The 18,259-nt window shown below is 68.3% G+C and carries 21 protein-coding genes and 1 tRNA gene; 9 read left to right on the forward strand and 13 right to left on the reverse strand.

Translation table 11 applies throughout. The features are described from left to right. Window positions 1-19 precede the first annotated feature (19 nt). From ACFPOB_RS09715 to ACFPOB_RS09725, 3 genes are all read left to right on the forward strand, one after another. Window positions 20-520, forward strand: coding sequence for an MgtC/SapB family protein (locus tag ACFPOB_RS09715; protein ID WP_377797844.1), 501 nt, complete (start codon window positions 20-22; stop codon window positions 518-520). Between the two features lie 83 nt (window positions 521-603). Continuing rightward, window positions 604-1,032, forward strand: coding sequence for a hypothetical protein (locus ACFPOB_RS09720; protein ID WP_377797846.1), 429 nt, complete (start codon window positions 604-606; stop codon window positions 1,030-1,032). A gap of 126 nt (window positions 1,033-1,158) precedes the next feature. Beyond that, on the forward strand, window positions 1,159-2,235 hold the full coding sequence (locus tag ACFPOB_RS09725) for a helix-turn-helix transcriptional regulator (RefSeq protein ID WP_377797848.1): 1,077 nt from the start codon (window positions 1,159-1,161) through the stop codon (window positions 2,233-2,235). Between the two features lie 25 nt (window positions 2,236-2,260). On the opposite strand, the gene ACFPOB_RS09730 is transcribed toward ACFPOB_RS09725, so the two are convergent. Next, window positions 2,261-2,884: a Vgb family protein gene (locus ACFPOB_RS09730; RefSeq protein WP_377797850.1), complete on the reverse strand. Its 624-nt coding sequence runs from the start codon at window positions 2,882-2,884 to the stop codon at window positions 2,261-2,263. A gap of 38 nt (window positions 2,885-2,922) precedes the next feature. Continuing rightward, the gene (locus ACFPOB_RS09735; protein WP_377797851.1) at window positions 2,923-4,143 is read right to left on the reverse strand and encodes a helix-turn-helix domain-containing protein; all 1,221 of its coding nucleotides are present in this window, start codon (window positions 4,141-4,143) and stop codon (window positions 2,923-2,925) included. A gap of 119 nt (window positions 4,144-4,262) precedes the next feature. On the opposite strand from ACFPOB_RS09735, the gene ACFPOB_RS09740 reads away from it, so the two are divergent. The 5 genes from ACFPOB_RS09740 (at window position 4,263) to ACFPOB_RS09760 (ending at window position 7,574) form a co-directional block, all read left to right on the forward strand. Then, window positions 4,263-4,706 (forward strand): SRPBCC family protein, encoded by a 444-nt coding sequence (locus tag ACFPOB_RS09740; RefSeq protein WP_377797853.1) that lies wholly within the window; start codon window positions 4,263-4,265, stop codon window positions 4,704-4,706. Window positions 4,707-4,985: 279 nt separating this feature from the next. Further along, window positions 4,986-6,074, forward strand: a complete 1,089-nt coding sequence (locus tag ACFPOB_RS09745; protein ID WP_377797951.1) for a branched-chain amino acid ABC transporter substrate-binding protein — start codon at window positions 4,986-4,988, stop codon at window positions 6,072-6,074. A gap of 235 nt (window positions 6,075-6,309) precedes the next feature. After that, entirely contained in the window at window positions 6,310-6,510 is a 201-nt protein-coding gene (locus ACFPOB_RS09750; RefSeq protein ID WP_377797855.1) for a hypothetical protein, read from the forward strand. 95 nt (window positions 6,511-6,605) lie between these two features. Beyond that, window positions 6,606-6,696, forward strand: a tRNA-Ser gene (locus ACFPOB_RS09755). 188 nt (window positions 6,697-6,884) lie between these two features. Then, window positions 6,885-7,574, forward strand: a complete 690-nt coding sequence (locus ACFPOB_RS09760; RefSeq protein ID WP_377797857.1) for a DUF2161 domain-containing phosphodiesterase — start codon at window positions 6,885-6,887, stop codon at window positions 7,572-7,574. Between the two features lie 28 nt (window positions 7,575-7,602). On the opposite strand, the gene ACFPOB_RS09765 is transcribed toward ACFPOB_RS09760, so the two are convergent. The 5 genes from ACFPOB_RS09765 to ACFPOB_RS09785 form a co-directional block, all read right to left on the reverse strand. Next, window positions 7,603-8,658 (reverse strand): NAD(P)H-dependent flavin oxidoreductase, encoded by a 1,056-nt coding sequence (locus tag ACFPOB_RS09765; protein WP_377797859.1) that lies wholly within the window; start codon window positions 8,656-8,658, stop codon window positions 7,603-7,605. A 110-nt stretch (window positions 8,659-8,768) separates the two neighbouring features. Then, window positions 8,769-8,999, reverse strand: coding sequence for a tautomerase family protein (locus ACFPOB_RS09770; protein ID WP_377797861.1), 231 nt, complete (start codon window positions 8,997-8,999; stop codon window positions 8,769-8,771). 23 nt (window positions 9,000-9,022) lie between these two features. Further along, the gene (locus ACFPOB_RS09775; RefSeq protein ID WP_377797862.1) at window positions 9,023-9,733 is read right to left on the reverse strand and encodes an SDR family NAD(P)-dependent oxidoreductase; all 711 of its coding nucleotides are present in this window, start codon (window positions 9,731-9,733) and stop codon (window positions 9,023-9,025) included. A gap of 148 nt (window positions 9,734-9,881) precedes the next feature. Then, entirely contained in the window at window positions 9,882-10,817 is a 936-nt protein-coding gene (locus tag ACFPOB_RS09780) for a LysR family transcriptional regulator (protein WP_377797864.1), read from the reverse strand. A 31-nt stretch (window positions 10,818-10,848) separates the two neighbouring features. After that, entirely contained in the window at window positions 10,849-11,214 is a 366-nt protein-coding gene (locus ACFPOB_RS09785) for a hypothetical protein (RefSeq protein WP_377797866.1), read from the reverse strand. A 27-nt stretch (window positions 11,215-11,241) separates the two neighbouring features. On the opposite strand from ACFPOB_RS09785, the gene ACFPOB_RS09790 reads away from it, so the two are divergent. Next, window positions 11,242-11,457: a hypothetical protein gene (locus ACFPOB_RS09790; protein ID WP_377797868.1), complete on the forward strand. Its 216-nt coding sequence runs from the start codon at window positions 11,242-11,244 to the stop codon at window positions 11,455-11,457. Between the two features lie 58 nt (window positions 11,458-11,515). Here ACFPOB_RS09790 and ACFPOB_RS09795 read toward each other — a convergent pair whose 3' ends face one another. Genes ACFPOB_RS09795 through ACFPOB_RS09820 form a run of 6 tightly spaced genes read right to left on the reverse strand, consistent with a single transcriptional unit; the run spans window position 11,516 to window position 18,259 of the window. Next, window positions 11,516-12,199, reverse strand: coding sequence for a transglutaminase-like domain-containing protein (locus ACFPOB_RS09795; RefSeq protein WP_377797870.1), 684 nt, complete (start codon window positions 12,197-12,199; stop codon window positions 11,516-11,518). Between the two features lie 13 nt (window positions 12,200-12,212). Continuing rightward, window positions 12,213-12,818, reverse strand: a complete 606-nt coding sequence (locus tag ACFPOB_RS09800; RefSeq protein ID WP_377797872.1) for a 2-hydroxychromene-2-carboxylate isomerase — start codon at window positions 12,816-12,818, stop codon at window positions 12,213-12,215. Window positions 12,819-12,821: 3 nt separating this feature from the next. Continuing rightward, complete coding sequence (locus tag ACFPOB_RS09805; protein ID WP_377797874.1) at window positions 12,822-14,429, reverse strand: acyl-CoA carboxylase subunit beta; 1,608 nt, start codon at window positions 14,427-14,429, stop codon at window positions 12,822-12,824. Between the two features lie 4 nt (window positions 14,430-14,433). Beyond that, window positions 14,434-14,934, reverse strand: coding sequence for an acyl-CoA carboxylase biotin carboxyl carrier protein subunit (locus ACFPOB_RS09810; protein WP_377797876.1), 501 nt, complete (start codon window positions 14,932-14,934; stop codon window positions 14,434-14,436). A 2-nt stretch (window positions 14,935-14,936) separates the two neighbouring features. After that, window positions 14,937-16,421, reverse strand: a complete 1,485-nt coding sequence (locus ACFPOB_RS09815) for an acetyl-CoA carboxylase biotin carboxylase subunit (RefSeq protein WP_377797877.1) — start codon at window positions 16,419-16,421, stop codon at window positions 14,937-14,939. Continuing rightward, entirely contained in the window at window positions 16,421-18,259 is a 1,839-nt protein-coding gene (locus tag ACFPOB_RS09820) for an acyclic terpene utilization AtuA family protein (RefSeq protein WP_377797952.1), read from the reverse strand. The genes ACFPOB_RS09815 and ACFPOB_RS09820 overlap by 1 nt, the downstream gene beginning before the upstream one ends.

The raw sequence follows: 18,259 nt of genomic DNA on the forward strand, positions 1-18,259 counted from the left end.
TCGCTGCGGGGAGGGCGCCATGAGCTTCGAAGAGCTGGGTCTCGGCGGGCTGAGCATCGATATCTGGGCCGAGATCGACCTTCTGCTGCGCCTGCTGGCGGGAATGGCGGCCGGCATCGGCGTCGGTTGGGAGCGCACCAACAGGCAGCGCGCCGCCGGCATCCGCACTTTCGGGCTCGTCGGCCTCGGCACCGCTGCGGCCGCGACCATCTTCAGCGGCGCGGACCAGATCGACGCCGCCAGCCGCGTCGTCCAGGGGCTGGTCACCGGCATCGGCTTCCTGGGCGCCGGCGTCATCGTGCTGCGCAAGGGCCGCCGCACGCCAGAGGGGCTGACCACGGCGGCGGCGATCTGGGTCACCGCGGCGCTCGGCTGCGCCGCCGGACTCGGCGACTATGCCATCGTCTTCTCGGCGACGCTGCTTGCCGTCGGGCTCCTGTTCCTCGACCATTCGATCGAGCGTCGGGCCGGGCGGCCGAAGCCATCCGGGGATGGAGGCGGCGCGGAGGAAACCGGCTGATGCGCCGGGTTGCGCTGCGCCACTCCCAGCATGGCGTGGCATCCGGCAAAGTGCCCGTGCGGGCGGGAGGGCGAGGGCAAGCGATGATGGTACGTGCAATGATGTCGGCCGCGCTGGGCATGCTGGTGCTGGTGGCTCCCGCCGCAGCCCAGATCGGCACGCCGGGCAATGCGCCGCTGGCGCCGGGCGGGCCGCGCCAGGGCTTGGGTCCGCCCTCGATCTTCGACAGCACACCCGACATCAGGCTGCACGCGCCGGGACCCGGCGGCCTGCCCGGCGCCGGCCCGCCCGTTGACTATGGCGGCACGCCGCGGGGCGCGCCGCGCTCGTCGAACCCGATCACCATGCCGCGCTACGGGGCGGTCGAAGATCCTGCACCCCGGCGAGCCATCGTCGCCTATTGCAAGACCCCGCGCCGGACCTGCGTCGCGCCAAGCCGGGCGCGGGCCAATGCGGCGTGTTTCTGCCGTTTGCCGAACGGAGCGCGGCTGCGCGGGCGCGTGGTTCGATAGAGCGCAGATCGCCGCTCCAGCTCGGTATCCGCTTCGGCGACGAGCCGGCCGGACTTGTCTGCCTGAACCAATTCGTCGTTGAATGCGTTACGGCTTCATCGCCATGAAGGGCGCCGGCGCTGGTCTATGCTCAAGGACGTTGCCGACGACATCTATGAGGCCGCCTTCGATCCGGAGCGATGGCCGCGCGTCATCGACCGGATCAGCCTGCACAGCGGCGCCGATTCCGGCGCGATGATGGTGTTCGACAATATCCGGCCGATCAGAAGTCTCGCCACCGGCCGTTCGGCCGAGCTCTGGGCGCAGGTGTCGCAAGCCGGCCGCTGGAAGGAGGATGGCCGCATCCCGTTCTTCTTTGGCAACCCGCTCAGCGGCTTCGTCGTCGCGGACGCGTATTTCCCACCGGAGATCCTCGGCGACGGGACCCTGGAGCTCGCGCACGCGCTGGGCCTCGATCAGCAGGTCGGTACGATCATCCCGATGCCCACCGGGGAGCTCGTCGTCTTCATCCTCAATCGGCTGCGGGAGGACGGGCGTTTCGGTCCGGGCCTGACGCGGGAGCTCAACGGGCTCTATCCTCATTTCGCGCGCAGCGCCTATCTGGCGGCGCGCCTGAGAATGGAGCGGGCGCTCTCGACGGTCGCGGCGCTTCAGGCGCTCGGCGTGCCGGCGGCCGTGCTCTCTGCCAAGGGGCGGGTGATGGCGAGCAATGCCCTGATCGAGACCGTTTCGCACACCCTGATTCCGCTTGCCTTCGGCGGCCTCGGCCTTCCTCGCCCGGCCGCCAACAAGCTGCTGCAGGAGGCGATCATGGCGGCGCAGGGCGACCAGGCCGCCGCCGCCCGTTCGATCCCGGTGCCGGCCGAGGCCGACCGGCCGGCGATGATCGTCCATGTCGTGCCGTTGCGGCGCTCGGCGAGCGACATCTTTTCGGGTGCGGCCACCCTCATCGCCGCCGTCACCGTGAGCGCGAGCCGGCTCGTGCCGTCGCTGCAGGTGCTGATGGGCCTGTTCGATCTGACGCCGGCCGAGGTCAAGCTCGCGGCGGCGCTGGCTGGCGGGTCGTCGCTGCAGGAAGCCGCTGCGCAGAGCGGCATCCGGAAATCCACCGCGCGGACTCACCTCGACGCCATCTTCCGCAAGACCGGGACGACCAGGCAGGGCCAACTCGTGGCCCTGCTGAAGGGGGCGCAACTGGTCTGAGCGGGAATGGCGCTGGCGATGGCCGTCAGGGCCGGGCCACCGCCCTGACCACGCCGCTCTTGCCGCCGCCGCAATAGAATCGGTCGCCGCCGGCCTCCATCCCGGAGATGAAGGTTCCCCGCGGCATGTGCACGCTGTTCAGCACCTTGCCGCTTTCGGGATCGACCTGGCGGAGCTCGCTCTCGTCGTCCTCCCAGGTCGCGTGCCAGAGCTCGCCGTCGCTCCAGGTCACGCCGGTGACGAAGCGGTTGGATTGCAGCGTGCGCAGCACCTTGCCGGTCTCGGGATCGATCTGGTGGATCTGGCGCTCGCGGTAATGGCCGACCCAGAGCGTGCCTTCCGCCCAGGCGAGGCCGGAATCGGCGCCGCCGGCCGGTGCGGGGATGGTCGAGAGCACCTTTCCGCTCTCCGGATCGACCTTCTGGATGCGGTCCTCGGCAATCTGGTACAGGTGCTTGCCGTCGAAGGCGGTGCCGGCATGGGCGGGCACGTCGAGGCTGCGAGTGGTCTCGCCGCTCTCGGGGTCGAGCTTGTTGAGCTTGTCGCCCGAGGCGAACCAGACTTGTCTGCCATCATAGCTGACGCCGTGCACGGCCTCGACGCCGGGGAAGGGGCCGTATTCGCGAAGGATCGTAGCTGTCCTGGTCATGACGTGAACTCCTCTGTTCGGTTGGACCGGGACGAGGTCTAGCCATCCGGCAGCGGGGCCGGGAGTAACAAGGCTGTCGGGAAACCCGGCACCGGCGGCGTCAGCCAGCGCCGCGCCCGCGCCTTGCCGAAGGACTGGATCTTGCCTGCCTCGGCGAGCGTCTCCAGAGCACGCTGCATGTTGCGCTGGCTGGTGCCGAGCGCCAGCGCCAGCGCTGAGCTTGACCAGGCCTCGCCATCGGCCAGCAAGACGAGCACGTCGGCATGCGGCTCCTCCACTGGCTGTGCCAGCACGACGACCTCGCCCGCCCGATGCGGCTTCAGGGCAAAGCCGCGCTTGGTCGCGTTGATCTCGGCCAGCCCATGCAGTTCGGCGCGCAGCCGGCCGATTTCGACCCGCAGGCGCGCGCGATGCGACTCGTCCGCCTCCTTCGCCCGGAAAGCGCGCCTCAGCAACGCCTCGCGCGAGGCATCAGCCGGCCAGGCCTCGGCGAGGGTACGGGCAAGGGAAAACAGCACCGGGCGGGTGGCGAGCGGCACGGCCGTGCCGGCCTCGCGCACGACATTGCGGCAGGCATCGACGACGAAGGTTTCCGAAGCGAGCAGCGTCGCGACCTCGCCCAGCATCAGCGGGCGCTCCTTGCCCTGCGCGATCAAGCGTGCTGCCGGCGCCTCCAGCACGCGTGCCGCAACCTCGATCTCGGCAGCGAGCGCCGGGATGCGGGCGCGCCCGGCCGCTTCCGCCGCCCGCGCGAACGCTGTGCGGGCCGGCTCCGCCTGCAGACGCCGCAGCGCGATGCCGCCGGTCGCGAGCGCGCGGGCAGCCTCCAGCGCAGGCGGCAGCGGCGCCTCGTCGAAGCCGCCGAGCAGGCGCTCGGCCTCGCCAAGCCGGCCGATCAGCAGCAGCCGGCGCAGCTCGATCGTGCGGGCATGGGCGGCGTTGAGGCGGTCGCCATGGGCTTCGAGCACCGCGCGCGCCGCGTCGAGCGCCTTGGCCGGCCAGGACAGATCGCGCGAGACCAGGGCGATCTCGGCCTCGGCCAGGATGCAGCGGGCCCGCGCCAACGGTTCCCTCATGCCGAAAGCCTGGCCGGCGCGCTTGAGCAAGACCTTCGCCCTGGCGAGGTCGCCGAGCTGGGCCATGGCGATGCCACGCAGCGCCAGCGCCGGCGCATCCTCGCGCAGCGCGACGCGGTTGAGCGCGGCGAAGGGATCGCCCGCCGCCAGTGCCCTTCCGGCCGCTGTGATCAGCGAGTCCATGGCGCCACCCGAAATCCCGCCAAACTTGTCACTCCCGCTCGCTGCCGCCCCGCCTGTAGTTCATCTCCTCACGACGGCCGGACGGCTCGTCGCCGACACCGGACAACGAGGAAATCATCATGCCGGACATCCTGCACAGAGTTGGGGTCAAGTCTTCCCCCGAGGCCGTCTACAAGGCACTCGCTACCATCGATGGCTTGTCGCACTGGTGGACGGACGAGACGCGCGGCGAGAGCAAGGTCGACGGGCTCATCCACTTCCAATTCGGCGAGCGCGGCTTCTTCGATATGAAGGTGGTCACCCTGGAGCCGGGCAAGCGCGTGCTCTGGCAGGTGGTCGACGGTCCCGCCGAATGGATCGGCACGTCGGTGGGCTTCGATATCCGGCAGGAGGGCGACTATGCGATCGTGCTCTTCAAGCACGAGGGCTGGAAGGAGCCGGTCGAATTCATGCACCATTGCAGCACGAAATGGGGCGTGTTTCTGCTCAGCATGAAATCGTTGGTTGAAACCGGCCGGGGGACGCCTTACCCGAACGACGTCAAGATCGACGACTGGAACTGACGCGCCCGGCCGCGCTGAGCGCAATCAGCAAATCGCAGTGGCCCTCGCCCGGGTCGCTGCGATTTCGTGTTCACGTGCCAAGTTGGGCTGGCAACGGTGGCGAAAGCCGGTCTCGCCATGTCTGCCATGCATTTTTGCATCTGCTCAGAAACGCGCCACGCAGTGCCGCGATGCTTCGCTCTGGCCTATACAGGTCGAAGGCGATCCGCGGATTGGGTCGCACGCAAAGATTGCAAGGCTAGAGAGGAAACGCACATGACGCTCAGAGCCAGATTCCTGATGGGAGCGGCTTTCGCCACGGCGCTGCTCGCAGGGGCGCCGGCGCGCGCCGACATCACCATCGGCCTGCTCGCGCCGCTCACCGGCCCGGTCGCGGCCTATGGCGACCAGGTCAAGAACGGCGCCCAGGCCGCCGTCGACGCGATCAACAAGAAGGGCGGCATCGGCGGCGAGAAGGTCGTCCTGAAGCTCGCCGACGATGCCGGCGATCCCAAGCAGGGCGTCTCTGCCGCCAACCTTCTGGTCGGCGACAAGGTCCGCTTCGTCGTCGGCCCGGTGACCTCGGGCGTCGCCATGGCCGCCTCCGATGTCTTCGCCGAGAGCGGCGTGCTGATGGTGACCCCCACCGCGACCTCGCCGGCCCTGACAAATCGCGGCCTGTCCAACGTCTTCCGCACCTGCGGCCGTGACGACCAGCAGGCCGAAGTCGCCGCCGCCTACGTCCTGAAGAACCTGAAGGGCAAGAAGGTCGCCATCGTTCACGACAAGGGCACCTATGGCAAAGGCCTCGCCGATTCCTTCAAGAAAGGCATCAATGCCGGCGGCGTCATCGAGGTCGCCTATCTCACGGTGAACCCGGGCGACAAGGACCTCGCGGCGGTGATCACCCGGCTGAAGTCGGGCGGTGCCGAGGTGATCTATTTCGGCGGCTACCACCCCGAAGGCGGCCTGCTCGCCCGCCAGCTGCACGATGCCGGCGTCAAGGCGACGATCATCGGCGGCGAGGGCCTCTCCAACACCGAGCTCTGGGCAATCGGCGGCGACACCGCGGCCGGCACGCTCTTCACCAACGCGACCGACGCGCTGAAGAACCCGGCCTCGGCCGAGGCCGTGGCGGTGCTGAAAGAAAAGGGCATCCCGCCGGAGGCCTTCACGCTCAACGCCTACGCTGCCGTCGAGGTGCTGAAGGCCGGCATCGAGAAGGCCGGCAAGGACGCCAAGGCCGATGCGGTGGCCAAGGCGCTGAAGGCCGGCCTCGAGATCAAGACCGCGATCGGCACGCTGAGCTATGGCAAGACCGGCGATCTGAGCTCGCCGAGCTTCGCCATGTACAAGTGGGACGCCGGCAAAATCGTCGCCGCCGACTGACGAACGCGCCTCCAGGAGGCTAGGGAAGGGGCCTGCGGCATGCCGCAGGCCCTTTTGTCGTCTTCCCGTCATTGCGAGCGTCAGCGAAGCAATCCAGGAAACGTAGAGCGCTGGAGCCCCTGGATTGCGTCGTCGCTTCGCTCCTGGCAATGACGGTGCGCTCTCCTGAACGCGCGGTTCGGGAACCGTTCAGGCGCTGGGCCGTTGTCTCCGCCGACCGCACGGGAACTGCCCAATGCCAGCCGCCGAAACCTTCGCCACGACCAAGCCCCTCGCCAAGCCGTCCCTGATCGCGATTCGGCGGGAAGCGGATGGCTATGGCATCCGCTTCGGCCTGAACGAGGCCGAAGATGCGGCAATGCCGGGCCCGGTCTTTCCGACGCTGGACGAGGCCATGGCCTGGATCGAGCGCATCGACGGCGCCGGCGGTCGTTGAAGCGGCCTGATCGGACCGATTTGCCCCAAGCCTGTCGATCGATCGCCGGGACGGCTTGTCAAAGCGGGTTGGGATCGGGCATAGAGCCTTCCAACGGAGACGTGGCCGAGAGGCTGAAGGCACTCGTTTGCTAAATGAGCATACCCCACAAGGGTATCGAGGGTTCGAATCCCTCCGTCTCCGCCATTTTTTCACCTGACATCGGCGCCTCGAACCGCAGCGCCAAAGGTACATGATCGACGGCCACGACGCTTTCGAGGCCGCCGGTGCCGGTCGGGCCGTGGGGGCGGGCTTCGATCCCACGCGGCTGCAGCGTTCGCCTCTCGGAAACCTCTCGACGCTAGAGTCCCGCGCCAGCCGTCAGGGGATGCCGCTTGGAAACAACCCTTTACCCTCCCGTCAAACGCTTCCTCGAAGAACTCGGCTATGCGGTGAAGGGGGAGATCGGCCGCTGCGATCTCGTCGGGCTCAGGGAGGGCGATCCCACGGTCGTGGTGATCGGCGAACTGAAGCTCGCCTTCAATCTGGAGCTCGTCCTGCAGGGCGTCGACCGGCTGCGCCTCGGCGACGAGATCTGGCTGGCGGCGCAGCTCTCGGCCAGGGGCAAGGGGCGCGAGAGCGATCCGCGCTACCGCGATCTCTGCCGGCGCCTCGGTTTCGGCCTGCTCGGCGTCACCAGCACTGGCCGCGTCGAGGTGCTGGTCTCGCCAACAGCACCGATGCCACGGAAGAACCCGAAGGCCCGCTCGCGGCTGGTCGACGAGCACCGGCGGCGCAAGGGCGATCCTGCTGCCGGCGGCAGCACGCGCCGCCCGATCATGACGGCCTATCGCCAGCAGGCGCTCGCCTGCGCGGCGGCGATGAGCGCCGCGCCGCAGCGCCCGCGCGATCTCAAGCCATCCTGTCCCGATGCCCAGAAGATCCTGCATCGCAATGTCTATGGCTGGTTCGAGAAGGCCGAGCGCGGCGTCTACGGTTTGACCGAAGCCGGCCGCAGCGCGCTGGCGCGGTGGGGCGCAGCCTCTCCGGCAATCGAATCAGAGCATATTGGGCTACCGGCTTAACGTCCGCGTGCAGCCGCCGGCCGATCTCTCAATGATCCCGTCCTGCCAGCATTCGCGTCAGCGCCGCTGACGACATCGGCTTGGCGAGCGGATAGGACTGGCCGGCCCAGAGCAAAGTGAAGTCGTCGCGGCCGGCCGCCTCGGCGGCGCTGCGCAGCGGCCCGAGCGCCGTGCCGGCAGTTGGGAAGGCCGGTGCGAGTTCGGAGAGCGGGCCGAGCTCCGCCATGGCGCGGTTCACGATGCCGCGCGCCGGCCGGCCGGTGAACAGGTTGGTGATCGCGGTCGGCCGCTCGCGCATGCCGAGCGCCTTGCGGTAGATCGGCGAAATGCTCGCCTCTGGCGTGAACAGATAGGCGGTGCCGACCTGGACGGCCGCTGCCCCGAGCGCGAACGCAGCCTCCACCCCGCGCCGGTCCGTGACGCCGCCGGCGGCGATGACCGGCACGGAGACCGCATCGACCACCTGCGGCACCAGCGCGAAGGTGCCGACCTGCTCGCAGATCCGGTCGTTGAGGAAGATGCCGCGATGACCGCCGGCCTCGGCGCCCATGGCGATGACCGCGTCGACGCCGCGCTCGGCGAGCCAGCGCGCCTCAGGGACCGTAGTGGCGGAGGCGATGATCCTGGCGCCGGTGCGCTTGACGCGGTCGAGCAGCTCCGGCGCCGGCAGGCCGAAATGGAAGCTGACGACCTCCGGCCGATACTCCTCGAGCACGGTCGCGAGGGAGGCGTCGAAGGGCGTGCGTCCGCTCGGCGTCTTCGGCATGTCCGGATCGAGCCCCGCCTCGGCATAGTAGCCGGATAGGTGCTTCAGCCAGGCCGCCTGCCGAGCCGGATCGTCGGCCGGGGGCGTATGGCAGAAGAAGTTGACGTTGATCGGCCGGCGCGTGCCGGCGCGTACCTCGTCGAGCGCGGCCCGGAGGCCGGACTCGTTGTACTGCGCGCCGGCCAGCGAGCCGAGACCTCCGGCTTCGCTGACGGCGATCGCCATCGCCGGCGTCGAGGCGAGGGCCATCGGCCCCTGGATGATCGGCAATTCGATGCCGAACAGATCGAGCAGTCGCGCTTGTGCCGGGCTGGTCATGATCGTTCCTCACTACGGCCGAACGGGCAGCGGACAATCTCCGCCGCGGCCCGCCGATTTCAAAGGCGAAGCTCAGCCCAACCGCAGTGCAGGATTGGGCGGGAGCTGGTTCAGTCCGTGGCGCGTCGCTTGCGGTATTCTGGGACGGGCAGGCCGCCCCAGCCCCAATTGTCGAGCTCGACCTCCTCGATCACGACGAAGGTCGCCTCGACCGGCTTGTTCAGCACGTCGAGCAGGAGCTGGCTGGCGCCGGCAATCAGCTTCGCCTTCTCCTCGGCGGTGACCGAGGAGCGGCCCGGACCGGAGCCCTCGCGGGTGACCTGGATGGTGACGATTGGCATGGAAGCCTCCTTCGGCTTGTGAGTCAGTGGCCGGCGCTCTGGCCGCCGTCGACATGCAGGATCTCGCCGGTGACGAAGGAAGCGCCCTCCAGGAACAGCACGGCGTCGACGATGTCCTTGACCTCGCCCAACCGCTTTACCGGATGCAGATTGGCCAGGAACTCATGCCTCTGCGGCGCGTGCATCGGCGTCTTGATGATACCGGGCGAGACGGCGTTCACGCGGATGCCCTGAGTGGCGTACTCGATGGCGAGCGCCTTGGTCGCCGAGTTGATGCCGCCCTTGGTCAGGTTGGCGAGCACGGTCGGGACGCCCGCGACGGCTTGGTCGGTGAGGCTGGTGGTGATGCTGACGATGTGGCCGGAGCCCTGCGCCAGCATGACGCGGGCCGCCTGCTGAGTGATGTGGAAGAAGCCGGCGAGATTGGTGGCGATCTTCCCCTGGAAATCTTCGGCCGTGTAGTCGGTGAAGGGCTTGGCGATGAAGATGCCGGCATTGTTGAGCAGCGTGTCGACGCGCCCGAAGCGGGCGAGTGCCTCGCGGACGACCCGCTCGGCGGTTTCGGGATCGGCGATGTCGCCGGGGATCGCCAGGACGTCCGGATCGCTGCCCTGGGTGATCGAGCGCGACGTCGCGGCGACGCGATAATTGCGGTCGCGGAAACCCTTGACCAGCGCCGCGCCGATGCCCTGCGAGGCGCCGGTGACGATGGCGACCTTCCGTTCGTTGCTCATGTTGTTCCTCACGGTCTGGTCAGCGAGCAAGTTTGCCGCTGATGGCCATATCTGGCCTGGTGAGGGGAATTTGGAGCGTACCGACAAGCGATTGAAGGCCCGCTGATCGGCAGTCATTCTTCCGAACGAAGGAAGAATGACACGAAGGTCAATCGCCGAGAGCGAGCGCTTCGGCTGACAATCGGGCAAAAGCGGCGCGTAGGGGCGGCACTGCGAAATCCAGGAAGGCGCGGACCTTGGGGACGGCGCTTCGCCCTTCCGGCATCAGCAGGTTGACCGGGCGCGCCGGCGGCTCGGCATTGCGCAGAAGGAGGCGGAGCGAGCCATCCTCGACCTGGTCGGCAACATGATAGGAGTAGAGGCGTGTGACGCCGAGGCCGTCGATGGCCGCTCCGCGCGCAGCGCGCACGCTGTTGACGATCAGGCGCGGCTTGAACTGGACCGAGCGGGGAACCGCTCCTCCCTTCGCCGGCGGGAACACCCAGGCGTCGCGCCCGAAGTCGGTACAGGCGATGATGGTGTGCTTGAGCAGATCGCCCGGCGCGTCGATGCGCGGATGCCGGGCGAGATAACGCGGCGAGGCGACGATGACCGGCCTGACGCCGTCGCCGATATGGACCGCCGTCATCGCCGAATCCGGCAGCTCGGCGATGCGCAGGGCGATGTCGATGCCTTCCTCGACCAGGTTGGCGAGGCGCACCAAGAGGACGAGATTGACGGTGACCGCCGGATGGGCCTCGAGGAAGGCGTCGATGATCGGGCGCAGGATCTCCTCGCCGCTGATCGGCGGCGCCGTGATGGTCAGCGTTCCTCGCGGAGCGGTCCGCTCGCCGGTGCCGACCGCTTCGAGCTCCTGCAGATCGGCGAGGACGCGGCGGCAGAGATCGGCATAGCGCTCGCCGGTTTCGCTCAGGCGGATCGAGCGGGTCGTGCGATGCAAAAGCAGCGCGCCGGCTTGCTGCTCCAGGAAGGCGACGGCCCGGCTTACAGCGGCCGGCGAGCGGCCGAGCAGGCGTCCCGCCCCGGCGAGACTGCCCTCGTCCAGCGCGGCGATGAACACCTTCATCGCGTCGATGCGATCCATGATCCCCCCGAGCCTCGGACCTTAAGCTCGGTCAATCCCTTAGGCTGTCAAGCGCAGGCGCCGCCAGCCCAAACCTCGCCGGGTCAGGCCGGCTTGCGCGGCAGCGCGAGGCCCGAGCGCTCATAAGCAGCTGCTCTTGGGCCTTGCGCAATCTGGTTTCGCTGAGTTCGTCGGCCGCCTCCAGGATCGGATAGCCGATCGGGATGATGTGGCCGTGAATGCATGTCAGGTCGCGCAGCACGTCAAGATGGATCGATGAGGTCCCGAACGACTGAGGTTGCCCCGCTGCGCAGCCGCTCGTGATGCTTCTCGGCCGCCATGCGTTCGGCCAAGCGCATCGCTCGTCGAAGAGCTGGCGGGCGAGTGTGACGTCGCGCGGGGCGAGCACATTGAGCAAAAGCTGCAGGCTGTGGCTGACCCGGGCGTGGAAGTCGCGGATCTCGGCAAGACCTTCTTCGGAGAAGCGGTAGCGCTTGCGGATTGTCTTTCCCGCCAGCTCGCGCAGGTTCTTGTCGATGATGTCGCCGATATGCTCGAGATTGGTGGTCGCGGTGATCGTCTCGAACAGGCTAGACGGGATGGGGAACGATTGGTGGCCACGCAGACGCGCCGGCCTGCGATGAAACGCAAGACCGGATAGCCGTCAGCGAACGCTGTCGAAGCGATGCTGGTGTTTACTCAGTGTGCAGGAAGTGCGGTCAGGCTTCCGAGGCAGGCTTCGGATGAGCCTTGCCCGCAAGGGCGGCGCGCTCGGCCGCCATCGCCTTGATCAGGCGCGGATAGGCGTCCTGCATGGCCTCGCCGAAGGCCTCGTATGGCATGTCGTCATGGTCGCCGCGGTCGAGCACATAGTCCATGTGCTGCCGGCCAGCCGCATCGAAGGGCTGGAAGATCGAATCCGTGCTGCCGTCGAAATCGAGCGGCTGCACCCCGAAGCGGGCGCAGAAGGCGAGGTCGAAGGCCGGCGTCGCCTTGACCCAATGGCCTTCGATGTGGAGCAGCGTGTATGCGTGCCAGCGAAAGACGTCGCTGCCCATCAATTCGAGGATCCGCGGCGAAGCCAGATGGTTGCGCACGTCCGCAAAACCGACTCTGGCCGGAATGCCGGCGGCGCGGGCGACCGCCGCTAGCGTTAGCGCCTTGGGCACGCAGAACGAGCCCTTCGCCTCCAGGCAGCGCGAAGCGACGAAGATGTCGCGCTCGATGCCGAAATAGCGCAGGTCATAAGGGACGGCGTCGCGGACGGCGTAATAGAGCCGCACGGCGCGGTAGCGGTCCGGCCCGCTGCCGGCATGGCGGTCGATAAAGGCGCGGATCGTCGGCGCATTCGCATCGATGAAGGGCGTCGCCTTGAGCGCCCCGGCGAGCCTGTCATCGCTCATCCCACTCTCCCGTTCACGCCATGCGCGGATGCTGCAGCCGCCAGGCGATCTGCGGCAGGCGATCGGCACCGAAGAAGCTCTCGCCGTCGAGCGTCACGAAGGGTACGCCGGTGATGTTGGCCGCGCAGGCCTCCTCCACCGCGTCGCTGAGGCGCTGGCGGCCCTTAGGTCCGTCGATCATGACGCGGATCGCCTCCGGAGTCTCGCCTGAGAGGCAGGGCAGGGCGGCGAGCACGGCCGGGTCGGTGATGTCCTCGGCTCGGGCGAAGAAGGCCTCGAAAATCTCGCTCGCCAGGCGCAAACCGTCCTGCGGCCGCGTCGCGGTCCAGGCGTGATAGAGCCGACCGGCGAGATGGGCCGAGATCTGCAGTGGCTCTGGAATGCGGAAGGGCAAGCCGAAGAACTCGGCCGAGCGGGTCACGTCCTCGAGAAAATAGCGCCGCCGCGCCGGCTTCTCCAGCGGGTTGGCGACGCCCTGCTGCTTGAAAACCGCCCAGAGCAGGATCGGCCTCAGCTCCAGCGCTCGGCCATGTTCATCGGCCAGTCGCGCCAGCGAATGGAGCGTGAAATAGGAATAGGGCGAGGCGAAATCGAGATAAAGGCGCAGCGCTCCCGGCATCGATCAGAACCGGAAGACGCCGTAGCCGGGCGGGCCGAGCGGAGCGTTGAGCGAGGCCGAGATCGCCACGCCGAGCGCATTGCGGGTGTCGAGCGGGTCGATGATGCCGTCGTCCCAGAGTTCCGAGGTCGAATGATAGGCCGAGAGCTGCTCCTGATAGGCTCTCCGCGTCTCCTCCCAGAGCCGATCGATCTCGCTCTGGTCGACCGCGCCGCCATTGCGCTTCATCTGGTTGGCCTTGACCTCGGCCAGCGTGTTTGCCGCCTGGTCGCCGCCCATCACGCCGATCTGGTGGTTCGGCCAGGAGAACAGGAAGCGCCCGTCGAAGGCGCGCCCGCACATGCCGTAATTGCCGGCGCCGAACGAGCCGTTGCACATCACCGTGAACTTCGGCACCCGCGAGCAGCTCTGCGCCATGATCATCTTGGCGCCGTCCTTGGTGATGCCCCGCCGCTCGTATTCGCGCCCGACCATGTAGCCGGTGATGTTCTGCAGGAAGACCAGCGGCGTGTTGTTCTGGTTGCAGAGCTCAATGAAATGGGCGCCCTTGATCGAGGAATCGTTGAAGAGCACGCCGTTGTTGGCGAGAATCCCGACCTTGAAGCCCCAGATATTGGCAAAGCCGCAGACCAGCGTCGTGCCATAGTTCGGCTTGTATTCGTGGAAGCGGCTGCCGTCGACGATGCGCGCGATGATCTCGCGCATGTCGAAGGCCTTCTTGATGTCGTCGGGCACGATCCCGTAGAGCTCGGCGGGATCGTAGAACGGCTCCTCCGGCGCCTCGCACTGCGCTTCCCAGCGCGGCAGCCGGTCCCATTGCGCGACGATGTCGCGTCCGATCTCGATCGCGTGCTCCTCGCTGTCGGCGGGGTAGTCGCAGGTGCCGGAGACGCTGGTATGCATCTCGGCCCCGCCGAGCTCCTCGACCGTGACGTCCTCGCCCGTCGCCGCCTTCACCAGCGGCGGGCCGCCCAGGAAGACCGCGCCGGTGCCGCGCACGATGACGCTGTAGTCGGATAGCCCGGGGATATAGGCGCCTCCGGCGGTGCAATGACCGAAGACGAGGGCGAGCTGCTTCACGCCCATCTTCGACAGCAGCGACTGGTTGCGGAAGATCCGCCCGCCCATATAGCGGTCCGGAAACAGCTCTGACTGGAGCTGCAGGAAGCCGCCGGCGGAATCGCAGAGATGGACGACCGGCAGCCGGTTCTCCATGGCGATGTCGAGGGCGCGGACGATCTTCTTGACTGTCAGCGGATACCAGGCGCCGCCCTTCACCGTCGGGTCATCGGCGCGGATCATCACCTCGCGGCCGCAGATCATGCCGATGCCGACAATCGAGCTGGCCGAGGGCGATTCCCCGCCATAGGCCATGTTGGCCGCAAGCGAGGACAGCTCCAGGAAGGGCGTACCTGGGTCGAGCAGCATCTCGATGCGCTTGCGCTGCGGCATCTTCTGCTGGCGGGCGAGCCGGTCGAGGTCGCGCTGCGGGCGGGCGTGGCGAGCCGCGTCCTGCTTCGCCTTGAACTCGGCGACGAGGCGGCGGTTATGCGCTTCGTTGCGGCGGAAATCGGCGGAGGCGGTGTTGATCGACGATTGCAGTCTGGACATCGGGTCAGCCTTCCGCCGGAGCCGCGAGACGGGCGAGGACGACATCCTTGTCGAAGCCTTCGCCCTCGCGCGCCGCGATCTCGGCGATCTCGCCGTCGCGCGGCGCATCGAGCTTCATCTGCAGCTTCATGCTTTCGATCGTGACGATGGTCTCGCCGCGCTGGACGTGATCGCCGACGCGCTTGTGGACCACGATGACCGTGCCCGGCATCGGCGCGCGCACGACATTGGCACCGCCGCCGGCTGCCGAGGCTTCGGCCGCCGCATCAAGCCGGCGCAGCGCGAAGCTGCGCCCGTCGAGCCGGACGATGACGCCGTCGGCGCTACCGGCGCGGGCGAAGGCGATCGGCTCGCCGTCCATCGTCAATTGCCGGCTGCCGTCGCCGACCTGGTCGAGGTCTTGGACGACATGCCGTCGGCCATCGATGGAGAGCACCAGATGCGGCCGGCGCGCCAGGATGGTGACGTGATGCACGGTGCCGGCGAGATCGAGCTTGAGGACCATGCTCAGTTCCTCCAGCGCCCGATCGAGGCGTGCGGCTCGGGCACGCCGAGGACGAGGTCGCGGAAATCGCGCAGGCCGAGCGCCGCGGCGATCAGGACCTTGTCGCGCGTCGCATCATTCGGTTCGCCGGCGGCGAGCGCCGCCCTGTGCTGGGTGACGAAGCCGGTGTGCAGTTCCCCGGCGCCGAAGGCGGGGTGGCCGAGCACGCGGGCGAGATAGTCGATATTCGTCTTGACCCCGAGCAGAGCGAGGTCGTGCAGCGCCGCGATGCTGCGCCGCGTCGCGCCGGTGCGGTCGGGCCCATGGGCGACGAGCTTGGCCAGCATCGGGTCGAAATCGGCGGTGACGCGCTGGCCGCGATCGAGCGCGTTCTCGAATCGCAGATAGGCCGCCTGCGGCGCGTCGAGGTGCAGGATCGTGCCGGTCTCCGGCAGGAAGTCGCGTTCGGGATCCTCGGCGCAGATCCGGCATTCGATCGCGTGGCCATTGGCGCTGACGTCATCCTGCGCGAAGGGCAGGTCGCGCCCGGCAGCGATCTCGATCTGCAGGCGTACGAGGTCGAGCCCGGTGATCATTTCGGTGACGGGATGCTCGACCTGCAGGCGCGTGTTCATCTCCAGGAAGAAGAAGCGGCCGTCTGCGCCGAGGATGTATTCGACGGTGCCGGCATTGCGATAGTGTGCCGCCGCCGCGAGCCTGACCGCCGAGGCGCAGATCTCGTCCCGCAAGGCCGCCGGCAGGTTCGCCGCCGGCGCCTCCTCGATGATCTTCTGGAAGCGGCGCTGCACCGAGCATTCGCGCTCGAACAGGTGGATGGCACCGCCCTTGCCGTCGCCCAAGACCTGGACCTCGATATGACGGGGCTGCTCGACGAAGAGCTCGGCATAGACGCGCCCGTCGCCGAAATAGCGCTGCGCCTCGCTTGCGGCGTGGCGGGCCGCGCCTTCCAGCTCCTCGGCCGAGCGCACGATGCTCATGCCCTTGCCGCCGCCGCCGGCCGCCGCCTTGATCAGCAGCGGGAAGCCGATTTCTGTCGCCTGGCGGGTGAATTCGGCGAGATCCTGCGTCGGCATCACCGAAGGCGCGACAGGCACGCCATGATCGGCCGCGAACTGGCGCGCCGAGATCTTGTCGCCCATCAGAGCGATCGTATCGGCATCCGGGCCGATGAAGGTGATTCCGGCCTCGGCGACGGCGCGGGCAAAGCGCGCATTCTCGGAGAGGAAGCCATAGCCGGGATGGATCGCATCGGCCCCGACGGCGCGGGCAGCGTCAACGATCTGGGCGATGTCGAGATGGGCGGCGACCGGCGTCTCGCCCGCAATCTCGATCGCCTGATCCGCCTCGCGCACATGCCGGGCGCGAGCCTCGACCGGGTGGTGGATCGCGACCGAGGCGATGCCCATCTCGCGCAAGGTCCGGATCACCCGGCAGGCGATCTCGCCGCGATTGGCGATCAGCACCTTGCGGAACGGCGGAGTGCTCATCATGCGTCGTCCATGGTCTTGGAGCCGTGGAGGGGGCCACCCGACGCGAGCCAGGCGGCAGGGACGGGCACCGGCAGGCTCATCAGCACCTGGGCCATCGCCTTGCCCTGCGGGTCATGGCGCAGCGAGGCGATGCCGCCGCCGCCAAGCGCTCGGTGCATCACCAGGTTGAATCCGTGCAGACCCGGCCAGTCGAAGCGCTCGACCCTGCCCTGGACGTGGTGGGCGAAATGCTGGCCGACCGCCTCCGGCGTCAGCGCGCGCCGGAGCCAGGGCAGGAAAGCGGCATCGCGCGCGATCACGCCGATATTGGCGATGTCGCCCTTGTCGCCGCTGCGGCCGAAGGCGAGGGCGACGAGCGGGACGGAGACAGTCTCGCCGGTTGGCGCCTCCGGGGCGTCCAAGTTCGCGCTGGCAGGAGAGGGCGCATCCGTGGCCGCTGCAGGAATATGCGCCGGCACCGGCAGGCTGGTCTCGCCGAGGCTCACCCTCGGCTGCAACTCGGCTTTGTCGATCAGGAAGGAGAACAGCCTGATCACCGGCTGCGGCTCGGGCCGGCCGCCGGCGAAGCCGGTCAGGCTCTGCGCCATCGCGGTTGCGGCCGGGTAGATTTCGCGGGCGAAGATCTGCAGCGCCTCCTTGGCGGGGTGGCGCACGCCGATCTTGAGTACGACCTCGCGCGTCGCCCGCGCTCGGCTGTGCGCGCCATAGCTCGCCTCGGCGCCGAGCGTCTCGACCGAGCTCTCGGCGAAATCCGGGAAGCCGGCCTCGCGGATCAGGCGGCCGCAGCGCGCGAGAACCGCCTTCGCGACCGCTTCGGCCCGCTCGGCCGCATCGTCGCCGACGATCATCATCGTTGTCGCGCAGCGATAGCCGTCGGCATAGGTGGCGCTGACCTTGTAGCTGCCCGACGGCGCCCGCCCGCGCGCGCCGGAGACCCGCACGCGATTGGGACCGGCCGTCTCCAGCTTAACCTGCGACCAGTCGCAAGTGACATCCGGCAGCATATAGGCGGCAGGGTCGCCGACCTCATAGACGATCTGCTCGGCGATCGTCGAAGGGCTGACGCGCCCGCCGGTGCCCTCGGGCTTGCCGATCTCGAAGCTGCCATCGGCCCGGCAATCGGCGAAGGGAAAGCCCATATCGGCCCAGTCGCCGGCGACCTCGCGCCAGTCGGTGACGATGCCGCCGGTCGCCTGCGCACCGCATTCGAGGATGTGGCCGGCCAGACTCCCGGCCGAGAGTTTGTCGTAGTCCTCAGGCGCCCAGCCGAATTCGTGGATCAGCGGGCCGAGAACCACGGCCGAGTCGACGCAGCGCCCCGTCACCACGACATCGGCGCCGGCTGCCAGCGCCGCCGCGATCGGGAAGGCGCCGAGATAGGCGTTGATGCTGGCGGTCCGTTCGGGGAAGGGCGCGCCTGAGAACATCTCGCTGATGCCTTGGGTGCGCAGCCGCTCGGCCTCGCCCGAGAGGTCGTCGCCGGTGACGATCGCGACCTTGAGACCGACGCCGACCTCCTTGAAGGCGGCGAGCAAAGCGTCGCGGCAGACTTCCGGATTGACGCCGCCGGCATTGGTGACGACGCGGATGCGCTTCTCGGCGATCTCGCGGGCGAGCGGCTTCATCACCAGCGAGACGAAGTCGGTGGCATAGCCGAGCGCCGGGTTCTTCGCCTTCATCCGGGCGAGGATCGACATGGTGATCTCGGCGAGATAGTCGAGCACGAGATAGTCGATGCCGCCCTGCCGGACGAGCTGTCGCGGCCCTTCCGGGCTGTCGCCCCAGAAACCGGCGCCGCAGCCGATGCGGATGCTCTCGCGCAGTGTCGCCACCAT

The sequence above is a fragment of the Allobosea eneae genome, assembly GCF_042657265.1.
Classification (GTDB): Bacteria; Pseudomonadota; Alphaproteobacteria; order Rhizobiales; family Beijerinckiaceae; genus Allobosea; species Allobosea eneae.